10 protein-coding genes are annotated in these 12848 nt (G+C 29.2%); all 10 read right to left on the reverse strand.

The genetic code is table 11. The features are described from left to right. Nucleotides 1-13 precede the first annotated feature (13 nt). Nucleotides 14-1078 (reverse strand): peptide chain release factor 1, encoded by a 1065-nt coding sequence (gene prfA, locus K0039_RS13280; protein ID WP_228105548.1) that lies wholly within the window; start codon nucleotides 1076-1078, stop codon nucleotides 14-16. A gap of 44 nt (nucleotides 1079-1122) precedes the next feature. Then, nucleotides 1123-1968, reverse strand: coding sequence for a peptide chain release factor N(5)-glutamine methyltransferase (gene prmC / locus K0039_RS13285; RefSeq protein ID WP_228105549.1), 846 nt, complete (start codon nucleotides 1966-1968; stop codon nucleotides 1123-1125). A gap of 19 nt (nucleotides 1969-1987) precedes the next feature. Continuing rightward, on the reverse strand, nucleotides 1988-2881 hold the full coding sequence (locus K0039_RS13290; RefSeq protein WP_228105550.1) for a DUF1385 domain-containing protein: 894 nt from the start codon (nucleotides 2879-2881) through the stop codon (nucleotides 1988-1990). Nucleotides 2882-2978: 97 nt separating this feature from the next. Further along, nucleotides 2979-3551 carry a thymidine kinase gene (locus K0039_RS13295; RefSeq protein WP_228105551.1) on the reverse strand — a complete coding sequence of 191 codons (573 nt, stop codon included), beginning with the start codon at nucleotides 3549-3551 and terminating at the stop codon, nucleotides 2979-2981. A 123-nt stretch (nucleotides 3552-3674) separates the two neighbouring features. Further along, nucleotides 3675-3875, reverse strand: a complete 201-nt coding sequence (gene rpmE, locus K0039_RS13300; protein ID WP_018591942.1) for a 50S ribosomal protein L31 — start codon at nucleotides 3873-3875, stop codon at nucleotides 3675-3677. 146 nt (nucleotides 3876-4021) lie between these two features. Continuing rightward, nucleotides 4022-5608 carry a transcription termination factor Rho gene (rho, locus tag K0039_RS13305; protein WP_228105625.1) on the reverse strand — a complete coding sequence of 529 codons (1587 nt, stop codon included), beginning with the start codon at nucleotides 5606-5608 and terminating at the stop codon, nucleotides 4022-4024. A 378-nt stretch (nucleotides 5609-5986) separates the two neighbouring features. After that, nucleotides 5987-6988, reverse strand: a complete 1002-nt coding sequence (glpX, locus tag K0039_RS13310; protein WP_228105552.1) for a class II fructose-bisphosphatase — start codon at nucleotides 6986-6988, stop codon at nucleotides 5987-5989. 339 nt (nucleotides 6989-7327) lie between these two features. Continuing rightward, nucleotides 7328-8215 carry a UTP--glucose-1-phosphate uridylyltransferase GalU gene (gene galU, locus K0039_RS13315; RefSeq protein WP_228105553.1) on the reverse strand — a complete coding sequence of 296 codons (888 nt, stop codon included), beginning with the start codon at nucleotides 8213-8215 and terminating at the stop codon, nucleotides 7328-7330. Between the two features lie 100 nt (nucleotides 8216-8315). Next, the gene (gene pepF, locus K0039_RS13320) at nucleotides 8316-10190 is read right to left on the reverse strand and encodes an oligoendopeptidase F (protein ID WP_228105554.1); all 1875 of its coding nucleotides are present in this window, start codon (nucleotides 10188-10190) and stop codon (nucleotides 8316-8318) included. 270 nt (nucleotides 10191-10460) lie between these two features. Next, nucleotides 10461-12830, reverse strand: coding sequence for a stage II sporulation protein E (gene spoIIE / locus K0039_RS13325; protein ID WP_228105555.1), 2370 nt, complete (start codon nucleotides 12828-12830; stop codon nucleotides 10461-10463). Nucleotides 12831-12848 lie beyond the last annotated feature (18 nt).

Here is a 12848-nt window from a genome sequence, read left to right on the forward strand (position 1 = left end):
AAATTTAGGGATTTTATATTGCTGTCATCTTTTTAGTTTGATCTTCCGTAATTAGCGCATCTATCATTTCGTCTATATCACCATCTAAAAATTGTTCTAACTTATAAAGAGTTAAGTTTATTCTATGATCACTTACTCTACCTTGTGGGTAGTTATAAGTTCTTATTCTTTCAGATCTATCTCCTGTACCAACCTGACTCTTTCTCTCTGCTGCAACTTCGTCATGTTGTTCTGATCGAGCTTTATCATAAAGTCTAGCTTTTAATACTTTTAAAGCTTTTTCTTTATTTTTTAATTGTGATTTTTCATCTTGGCAAGATACAACTTCACCAGTAGGTAAGTGAGTTATTCTAACTGCTGAGTCAGTTGTATTTACACACTGTCCACCATTTCCTGATGCACGGAATACGTCTATTCTTAAATCATTTGGGCTTATTTCTACTTCTACACCTTCTACTTCTGGTAAAACTGCAACTGTTGCAGTTGATGTATGGATTCTTCCTCCAGATTCAGTAGCTGGTATTCTCTGAACTCTATGAACTCCTGACTCATATTTAAGCCTTGAGTAAGCACCTTTACCTTTTATTAAGAAAGATACTTCTTTGTATCCTCCAACACCAGTATCACTAGCACCTAAAAGTTCCATTTTCCATCTTCTTCTTTCAGCATATCTGGAATACATTCTGAATAAGTTTCCTGCAAATAGAGCGGCCTCGTCTCCACCTGCTCCACCTCTTATCTCAACTATAACGTTCTTCTCATCGTTAGGATCTTTTGGTAATAAAAGAATTTTTAATTCCGCTTCTAATGGTTCAACCTGACCTTCTAATTCAGATATTTCCATTTTAGCTAATTCTCTTAGTTCCTCGTCAGACTCTTCTTCTAAAATAGCTTTAGATTCACTAAGGTCATTTAATACATTTTTATATTCTCTGTATTTATGAACGATAGGTTCTAAATCTGCATGTTCTTTCATATACTTTTGCCAAACTTTTTGGTCATTTATTATTTCCATATCACTGATTTTTTCAGTTAAATCTATATATTTATCTTCTAGAACCTGTAGCTTGTTTAACATACTTTTCACCTCTTTTATTCGTACAATCTCAGCATTTTATTATATCATAAAACACTTCCTATAACAACTCTGTCAATTTGTTGTAAGTCTTTTCTAGTATATATATTAGTATATCCATCTGACTCCATTAACTTACTAACTTCTTCACTTTGATCATGACCTACTTCATAAGCTAAAATTCCATCATTATTAAGATATTTTTTAGACTGTATAGTTATAGCCCTATAAAAATCTAAGCCATCTATTCCACCTTCCAATGCATTATATGGTTCAAAATCTTTAACTTGTTTGTCTAAAGTTTCGATAACTTCTCTTTTTATATATGGAGGATTCGAGACTATTATATCAAATCTCATATTATCATCTATATTAGTAAATAAATCTGATTTAATAAAAGTTATTCTATCCTTTACATTATTGCTTTCAGCATTTTTTTTACCAATCTCCAAAGCTATATCTGATATATCTACAGAAGTAATTTTAGCATTGTCTAAGTATTTTGCTAAACTAACAGTAATGGCACCAGAACCCGTACCAATATCAAGTATATTTATAGGCCCTTTATTTTTTCCTAGTTCAATAATTTCTTCTACTAATACTTCTGTGTCTGGTCTTGGTATTAAAACACCTTCTTGAACATAAAAGTCTAGTCCCATAAATTCACGATTTCCTACAATATAAGCAATTGGTCTATTATTTAATCTTTCATTTATAAGTTTACTAAATAGTTTTTCTTCATCCTCACTTAATGATTTCTCTAAGTTTAAAAGTATATATAATCTATCTACCTCAAGGACTTTTTGTAGTAATGTTTCCACATCAAGTCTAGGTGTAGGACTTATTTCTTCAAGCTCTTTTGAATATCTTATAATTATTTCCTTAATAGTCATAAGTTTCTCCTTATTTCTCTTAAATTACAGCCTTTAATGCTTTTATCGCTACTTCTAATTGTTCATCATTTGGTTCCTTTGTAGTAATATGTTGAAGCATCATTCCTGGATATGCAACAATTTTACTTAATATATTATTATATTTCCCAAGAAATTTTATTATTTCATAAGATATGCCAGCAACTATAGGTATGCATAATATTCTCATTGCTATTCTAGCTAAAATATTTGGCCATCCAAAAAAAGAAAATAATATAATTGATGTTGCCATTACTATAAATAAGAAGTTTGTACCACATCTAGGATGTAGCGTTGTAAATTTCCTTGCGTTTTCTACTGTTAATTCTAAACCACTTTCATAGCAATAAATAGCCTTATGTTCTGCTCCATGATACATAAAGGTTCTTTTTATATCTTTATTTCTAGATATTAACAACATATACAATATTAATATAAATATTCTAAATAAACCTTCAATTAAATTAAGTATTATGTTGTTGTGTATAAATGATGAAAATAATCCTCCTATGGATGTTGGTATTAATACAAATAATCCAACAGAAAGAAGCATTGCCAAAATAAGAGATACTGCCATAATCGCATCATTGGCTTTATCTTTAAATATTCTTTTTAGAAATCTATCTATTGCATCTTCCTCTTCTTCTTCTTCTAAAAAAAATTCTGATGAATAATTTAGACTTTTCATACCTTCTATCATAGTTTCAAATAATATAAATGAGCCTCTTAAAAAAGGTATCTTATCAATTTTTTTATCTTTTATCCAGCTTTTTATTCTATTTTTTTTTAATTCAATTTCTCCATTACTTTTTCTAACAGCAATTGCTCTGTAATTTTTAGACTGCATCATAACCCCTTCAATTACAGCTTGCCCTCCAACACTTTGCTTTTTCATGGTAATACTCCTCATAATAATTTTTCTAACACTAAAACTATTATAATATAAAAATTCCCCTTAGAGTATTATATTATACTTTTAAGGGGTTAATAATTTATTTCACCACATGGCACTTTCTACATCTAGCTTCATAGCTTTCTACAGCTCCTACTTGAATAATAGGATCATCATATCTTGCCGGTTTTCCATCTATTAATCTTTGTGATCTTGTTGCTGGTTGACCACACACAGAGCAAATAGCTTGAATTTTATCTACAAATTCAGCAACTGCTAAAAGTCTTGGTGTAGGACCAAATGGTTCTCCTTTGAAATCCATATCTAGACCTGCTGCTATAACTCTTACGCCCTTGTTAGCTAAGTCAACAGCAATATCTACTATTTCTTCATCAAAAAATTGCACCTCATCTATACCAACAACTTGAACATCTTCATCTATTAAATCATAAATACTCGATGCTTCTTTTATTGGAATAGCTTCTATACTGTCCCCACTATGAGATACTACATCTTTCTTACTATATCTATCATCTATATGAGGTTTAAATACAATAATATTTTGTTTTGCAATTTTAGCTCTTTTTAATCTTCTTATTAATTCTTCACTCTTTCCACTATACATAGGTCCAACTACTACTTCAATATAACCATGGTTTACTGGTCTATACATATTTTCGAACCTCCTAAGCTTTTATCTAATGTTATTATTAATAATATTCTAAAATTATGTATTTTTTTAGTAATTAGGGAAATAAAATAGGAGTTGGATAACCAACCCCTTTTTTTACAATAATTAATCCATTTTGAATCTTTTTTTGAATTTGTCGATTCTTCCACCTTTTTCTATGTTCTTTTGCTTTCCAGTATAGAAAGGATGGCACTCTGAACATATTTCAACTCTTATTTCGTCCTTAGTTGAACCAGCCATGAAAGTATTTCCACATGCACAGTGTACTTCAACTGCATTGTATTTTGGTTGTATATCTTTTTGCATTTTTAGTCACCTCTTTTTCAATTATATTCTAAATTAATTATATTAATTTTAAGTTTTCATCTTCAACTACATCATTATATCACATGTTTTTTAGTGATACAAGGATTTTTGCATTTCTTCACCATATGATTTTAGGTTTATGTTTTTTACTTAATACTTCTTATAAATTCTTCATTATTTTTTGTTTTCTTTAATGCATCTATTAAGTTATCTGTAACTTCTAATATAGAATTATTACTCATTTCTTTTCTTAATTTCCATAAAGCTGTTTTTTCTTCTTCTGTAAGTAATAAGTCCTCTCTTCTTGTTCCTGACTTATAAATATCTACAGCAGGGAATATTCTCTTCTCAGCAAGCTTTCTATCTAGATGTAATTCCATATTACCAGTTCCTTTGAATTCTTCGAAGATTACATCATCCATTCTAGAACCCGTTTCTACTAATGCAGTCGCAAGTATTGTTAATGAACCACCTTGTCTAATATTTCTAGCTGCTCCAAAGAATTTTTTAGGTCCATGTAACGCTCCTGGATCAAGACCTCCTGATAAAGTTCTTCCTGTTGGTGATATTGTTAAGTTATAAGCTCTTGCTAATCTTGTTATACTATCAAGAAGTATTACAACATCTTTTCCATGTTCAACAAGTCTTTGAGCTCTATTTAATACCATCTCTGCTACTTTAACATGATGATTTGATACTTGATCAAATGTTGAGTAAATAACATCTCCATTGATAGATTCTCTCATATCTGTAACTTCTTCTGGTCTTTCATCTATTAATAATACTATTAATTCCACATTAGGATGGTTTTTAGCAATGCTATTAGCTACACTTTTAAGAAGTATAGTTTTACCTGCCTTTGGTGGCGCAACTATAAGACCCCTTTGTCCTTTTCCTATTGGCGAAATTAAGTCGATTAATCTAGTTGATATTTCATTTTGACTTTTTTCAAGTGTTAGTCTTTCTTCTGGGTATATTGGTGTTAAGTTAACAAATGATTTTCTATTTATACAAGTTTCTGGGTTTTCCTCATTAACTTTTTGTACAAATAGTAATGCTCTAAACTTTTCTCCTGTTTTTGGATGTCTTGTTATACCTCTAACTTTATCCCCTGTTTGAAGATTAAATCTTCTTATTTGAGATGGAGAAACATATACGTCTTCATCTGTAGATTGATAGTTAGATCCTCTTAAGAAACCAAATCCATCAGGAAGTATTTCTAAAACTCCAACTACTTCATCATCCTTAGAAGTGTTGAACTCATTAATTATTTTAGATTCTTCAACAACTTTTGGTACATAATTACCTTTATTATTTCTCTGATTTCTACTTTCCATACTTGAAGTTTTATTATTGTTGAAATTACGAGAATTGTTTTGATTTTCTCTACTATGAGTTTTTACATAAGATCTATTATCTAATTTATCACCAGGTTTAAAATTTTCCGTATCACTATTTCTATTAATAAATTGTTTATTTCTGTCCCCACTATTATCTATATTTTCTCTTCCCTGTTTTTGTTCTTTAGCCTCTATATCTTCATTAAGATATTCTTTATTTATACTTACTTCATTATTACCTAATATCTTCTTGTCTTTTTCATTGTTATTTTTTGAGTTGCTATTAATTAACTCAATCAATTCATTTTTTTTGTATTTAGTAACTGATTTTATATCTAAGTCTTTAGCTATTTGTCTAAGTTCTGCTAAAGTCTTTTTACTCAATTCTTCCATTGTTATATTTTCCAAATTCAAAGGAACCTCCTCACATTTTATTTAAGGCTGTAATTAAATTTTAATTTTATAGGGAATATAGGGTGTGAAAAAGAAAAGTAATCATTTTTAAATATGAAATTTAATAAACTAATAATATCACTATTAAATATCATGGTCAACACGTAAAACTCCTAGTTCTTATCTTTTTTATTATTTTTACTATTATTTGTAAATTTATTCATCAAAAACAAAAAAATTTGATTCTTTTAAGTCACTGCATAGGCGCTATTCTTTGTGTATTCAACAGGATGCCTCTGCTACAACTTCAAGCTATTCTATTGATCCATTAAAAATATTTATAATTATAAAAAAGTGGACAATTTGCCCACTTTTTATTTATTCCATATTATATTTTTTCATTAAATCAATAAGTATTTCATTTTTATCAAGGTTATGAGTTGCATCTACAAATCTTATTGTTCCTGTCTTTCCTCTCATTACAATAGATTCAGTTTTAGCTTTATTATCTCCTACATTTATTACACCTTTTAATAAGTTGCCTTCTGTAATTCCTGTAGCAGCAAAGAATAAATCATCACCTTTAGCTAAATCTTCTAAAGTTAATTTCTTTTCTATATCTTCATCAGATAGTCCCATTTCATGGCATCTGTTTCTTTCTTGTTCACTCATAGGATAAATTTGCGCTTGCATATCTCCACCCATACATTTTATAGCTGCTGCTGTTATTACACCTTCTGGTCCTCCACCGATTCCCATAAGTATATCTACACCAGTTTCTTCAAAACAAGTAGCAATACCTGTAGCTACGTCTCCATCACCAAACATTCTTATTTGGCAGCCTAATTTTCTAGCAGGTTCAATTATATAATTATGTCTTTCTCTATCTTGTGTCATTATTGTCATTTGCGTAGTTTTTTTACCTAAAGCTTTTGCCACACTTAATATATTTTCTTCAACACTTTTATCTAAGTCTATACATCCTTTTGCTTTTGGACCAACAACAATCTTTTTCATATATGTGTCTGGGGCATGAAGTAGGGAACCTTTTTTTCCAACAGCTATTACTGATATGGCATTTGGAAGTCCTTTTGCTATTAATGTAGTTCCATCAAGTGGATCCACAGCTATATCAACTTCCATAGAATCTTCTGTTTGTAATCCAACCTTTTCCCCTATATAAAGCATCGGTGCTTCATCTAACTCACCTTCACCAATAACTACTTCTCCATTAATTTTCACCGATTCAAAAGCTCTTCTCATCGCTTCTACAGCAGCGCCATCCGCTCCATTTTTATCTCCTCTTCCCATAAATTGAGAAGATACTAAGGCTGCTGCTTCTGTTACTCTTACAAGTTCTAATGCTAAATTTCTATCCATTAATTTCCCATCTCCTTTATTATATTCCATAGAAAATTATATATTATATACTTATTTTAGTAAATAGTATACCACATACTATTTTATTTTTTATTATGAATGCATATGTGATATACTATATTTTTTTGTTGTACAATCATATATAAATAGTAGTTTTGTTCAAATTAAAAAAGCCGGTCATAAAAGACCAGCTTTTTCTCTATAATGACATTGCTAACATTCTTATTAACGTAGATATACTTGTTAATATAAAAATTACAGCTATTCCTATTGCTAGGACTTTAGTCATTTTTTTTTGCATATTTTTAGCCATATGAATCACCTCTCTAAATTTTGTAACTATTCTTTATCAGCGTCTTCAAGGCTAACTTTTTTAAGATATTTCATAAAATCATCTCTTAATTCATCTTTTTTAAGAGCAAAATCTACAGTAGCTTCTAGGAAACCTAATTTGTCCCCCACATCGTATCTTCTTCCCTCAAAATTATATGCATACATAGCCTCTTTTTTAGATAGTCTTTTTAAGGCATCTGTTAACTGAACTTCTCCACCTTTTCCTATAGGTAAATCTTCTAATATATCAAATATTTCAGGTGTAATTATATATCTTCCTAAAATCGCAATATTAGAAGGAGCTTTATCTATATCAGGCTTTTCAACTAGATCCTTAACTTTGTAAACTCTATCTTCTATATGTTTAGCGTCTATTATACCATACTTATTTACATTTTCATTTTCAACTTTTTGAACTCCAAGAATTGTAGTTCTATATTCTTCGTAAGCATCCATAAGTTGTCTCAAACATGGGACATCATTGTCTACGATATCATCTCCAAGCATGACAGCAAAAGGTTCATCTCCTATGAAGCTTCTTGCACAGTATATAGCATCACCAAGTCCTTTAGGTTCCTTTTGTCTTATATAATAGATGTTTATCATCTTTGATATATCTCTAACTATTTCTAGTAATTCTGTCTTTCCTTTTTGTTCAAGTTCTAATTCTAACTCTACTGATTTATCAAAATGATCTTCAATAGATTTTTTATTTTTACCAGTTATTATTAATATTTCCTCTATTCCAGAAGCTACAGCTTCCTCAATTATATATTGCAAGGTTGGTTTATCAACAATAGGTAACATTTCTTTTGGTTGAGCCTTTGTTGCTGGTAGAAATCTTGTCCCAAGACCTGCAGCAGGTATAACCGCTTTTCTTATTTTCCTTTGCATAATGTTATTCCCTCCAATAATCTTAAATACAATAAGTTATATTCATATTTATTTTATCATCATACTCATAGTTTTGTCATGTTTATTATTAGTTAAACAATTACTTCTCTTCTAATAATTTTTCTAACTCATTTACCAGTTGATCAAATTTATCGATAGTATTATTAATAGGTTTTTGACTATTTAAATCAACATTATTAGATTTTAACAGATTTAAAGGATAATCTGAACCACCTTTTTTAAGGAAATTCAAATAATTCTCTGGCCCATTTTTAAGTATGTCTTGAGCACAAGTAACAGCACTACAACACCCTGTCGCATATTTGTATACATAAAAACTATTATAAAAATGAGGTATTCTTGCCCATCCTACCATAGATAATGGATCCACTTCAAAATCATCTCCATAGTATTTTTTCAATAACATAGACCATTTATCATTTAATACTAAAGCATTTAGCTGCTTATTATTTTCCGCAGCCTCATGTATATAATCTTCAAATTCAGCGTACATAGTTTGTGTATATAGTGTATTTTTTATAAAGTCTAAATACATGCTAATATAGTACGCTTTTTCTTTATTGTTTCTTGCATTTTTAATCAAATTTTCATAAAGAAGTACTTCATTTGTTGTTGATGCTACTTCATGAGTAAAAATCGATGGAGAAGAATTATAAAAGTTTTGATTTTTAGTGCTTAAATATTCATAAACTCCGTGGCCAAGTTCATGAACTAATGTAGATACTCCTCCTATGGAGCTATTGTAGTTAAGCAGTATATAAGGATGATTGTCATATACCGATAAGCAATACCCTCCGCTAACTTTATTTTCTTTAGAGTATACGTCTACCCATCTTTCATTAAATGCCTTGTAAAGTATACTTCCATATGCATCACCTAAAGGTGCCAAAGCAGAATAAACCATCCCTTGAGCTTTATCATAAGAAACAACATCTTCGCATTCACTAACAATAGGTACAAACATATCATAATAATACACTTTATCTAAGTTTAAAACTTTCTTTCTAAGACTAATATACTTATGTAAACTATCTGTATTTTTGCTTACAGTTTTTATTAATCCTTTATAAACCTTTTCATCTATATTATCTGAGTCTAAATACATTTGCAAAGATGAATCATAATTTCTAACTGAAGAACAAAAAACATTTTTATTAACCTGTCCACTTAACAATCCTGCTAAAGTATTTACATTATCGTTATATGGAAGAAATTCATTTTTATAAGCTTCTACTCTTTTTTCTCTATTAAAGTCTTGTATAGCATTTTCGTATTCTGCAGGAGTCATATTAGTTTTTTTGTCCATATTTCTAAATAAATCATAAACATTGCTAGGTAGTCCATTTATAGATGACATGTTTGATAATATATTTTCACTTTTATCATCTAAATAATGTTTTTTATTTCTTCTAATCTCTTTTATATACATACCATACTTATTATTGATTTTTCTATCAGATAGGTATTTATTACAATCTTTATCTGATAATTTAAGTATTTCTAACTCCAACTGTGATGTAATCTTCATATACCTAGAATAAGATTTTTTAATTTCTTCTGTCATGTTTAGATATTCATATGAATTTTTATTTAAATCTTTTTTTAACTTAGCATAAGCTGATAAAGAGTTTAGCTTTATATCAAGTTTTTCTTTTATTCCCATTCCTAAATATAAATGAGTTTTTGATTTTGTTAATTTTCCTATATAGTTTTCAAGCTCGTTCATCTCTTGATTAAATTTTTTCAAGTCTTTTGACCACGCATCGTCATTTTTATATAAGGTATATAAATTCCAACAATACTTGCTATAATCAATTTCTTTTTTTGGTTTCTCTTCATCTTTTTCATTTTGTGCAAAAACTGTAGCACAATTATGATAAATATCTTGTCTTGTAGTATACATTCCAAATAATAGTAATAAAACGATTAATAATTTTAATAACTTTCTGCCCATAAAAAGCCACCCTTTCATCAAGTTACTTAATAATAGGATGGCTCATTTTTTACAAATTATTCAATTTTACATACTGTGTATAACCAATACTTATCCACAATCTTATTCACATATCAACACCCTTTCTTTTTAATACATTTTAGTATTTTCAACGGTTTTATATTAACAAAATTATATTACTTCACCATATTCCTCCTATTTATCAACATTTTTTACAATCTTATCAACAAAATTTATAGATATTTATACTTTTTTGTTGATATTTATATTTTAATTGCTGACAACTTTAGTCACCAACACGGTCATATCATCATCTACCTCTCCAAGCTGCAATTCTAGAGCTCGGTCTAAAATTTGATTTGCAATTTCCTTTGGATTAGTTGTTGTTAATTTTTTTAAGAAGTATATTAGCCAATTCTCTCCAAAGTCATTATTTTTGCCAGCATCAACAATCCCATCAGAGACCATTATTATAAAATCACCATTCTTTATTTTCACATTATGTCTGTCTAAGTTTATTTCAGACAAAATTCCAACTGGTAGTGAAGAGGATGAAATTATATCTACATCCTTATTTTCTCTACTAATATATGTTGAGCAAGCACCCATTTTAACAGTTTCTAACCTTCCTTTTTTCAAATCAACTATACCTAAATCCAGTGTAGAAAAAATTTCTTCCGATGATTTAAGTAAAAGCATATTGTTTATTGTGTTTATAACTATCTCTTTGTCAATTTTAGCTTCCATCATATTTTCCAAAATGTCTATAGTAACAGATGATTCATCATATGCCTTTTTGCCTTTGCCCATACCATCACTTATTGCCATCATATATTTTCCATCGTATATCTCCATAAATGTAGAATTGTCTCCACAGAATATATGACCATCTCGAGACATGGTTGCTACCTCAGTGACCACCTTAAATTTCTCAGCTTTTGTAAAAATAACCTTACAATTTTCTCCTAAACAATGACACCCGATCTTTTGAATATCTAAAGATTCTCCTACAAAGTTAGAAATAATTTTTAATAAATTCTCATCACATAAGCAACCATCTCTGCAGTTTTTCATTTCGATGGCTATTTTAAAATCATCGTTATTTTCCTGGATATAATTAACCTTGTCCACAATTATGTTATATCTTTGTAGTTCATCAAAGATTTCTTTTTCCTTGTCCAAATTCAACATAATGTCATGCTCCAAGCCTTTGGATATACATTCTATGGATTTGGATATGTCTTTTATTTGTTTTGATATAACTTTTCTACTTTCACTTAGTTTCATACTCCAATCATAGTCTAGAGCATATAGTTTATAATAATAATTAGCTACTCTTACAATTAGCTCTGGCTTCATACACTCTTTCCTAAAGTTTTCTGGAATATCCCTTGTACTTATCTCACCATCCTCTATTTTTTCAATTATTTCATATATTAAGTTGTAAGTATAATTAAATTTTGATTCCCAACAAATTCGTTGCATACTACAATATTGGCATTCATCATTATGAATTAAATCAATTATTGTAGATATATCTCTTTGGTCTATCACTTTGTCTCTTTCTCTTACTTTGTCAAAAGTGTTAGCTAACTCACTATATACTCTTTGTATATTCATAAGTTTGCTATTTGTTAAGTTTTTACTTCTTGTTATATATTCATAAACAGCTTCGTTAGAGTCTACCTTGGTTTTTACTAATTTCTCCATCTTATTAAAAAATGATTTTGGTATTAGAGAAACTATTAAACACCCTATGGCTATATCAATTATTTGTGATAAATTTGAAGTTATTCCCGAAGTATAGGAATATATTATAATCCAACTTAATAAATATCCTAATATAGAGATATATTTATTTAATTTATTAAATGCCCCAGATACAAGGCCTGCAAAAGAATATACTCCCATATATAAGGCTGATACTACGTTAGATATCATAAAACCTAAACCAACGATAACTCCACTTGTAGCACCTAGAGTTGATCCTCCAAGTATAGATGCTATAAGTATTAACACAGTTGCTAAAACTCCTCTAGCTGAAACACCAAATAAACCTATATTGCCTATACCAATAATACTAAAGGCAATCAGTAGGCTGAGGGAAACTACCTCCTCGGGACTTATGTACATCTTGTTCCTATTATTTATTAAGAACTTTGTCCCAAATGAAAATATATATGATGAAATAAACGTGACTACAAACTCCATAAAAACTATTATAAAATCGTATATGTTGTTATTACCATAATATGCTGTTTGTCCTAAAGACATAGGGAGTAATATTACAGCCCCTAGCAAACTTATCTTGGCTATAGAATCCAATTTTTTAATCTTATTACTAAAAGCAAAAATAATAACTAAACATATACTGTACTTAGCAACAGATGATATATCATTAAATGATAATAATATGCCCAACATAGTTGACAAAAATACTTGATATTTATATTGATCTAATTTAACAAAAAATAAGAAAAATGCTATTCCAAAGGGTGCTACCCCATCCACAATGGTAAATCGACTAAGAAAAAATCCCATCAGCATAAAAATTGCCGTCTTTGTGTTTATATATTTATTTATTTTTAATTTATTTAAATTAATCCCTCTATTTTTTATAGCAGCTCCATTTCTCTCCATAAAAAAATCTCCTCCTTT

This window comes from Terrisporobacter mayombei (genome assembly GCF_020748465.1).
Classification (GTDB): domain Bacteria; phylum Bacillota; class Clostridia; order Peptostreptococcales; family Peptostreptococcaceae; genus Terrisporobacter; species Terrisporobacter mayombei.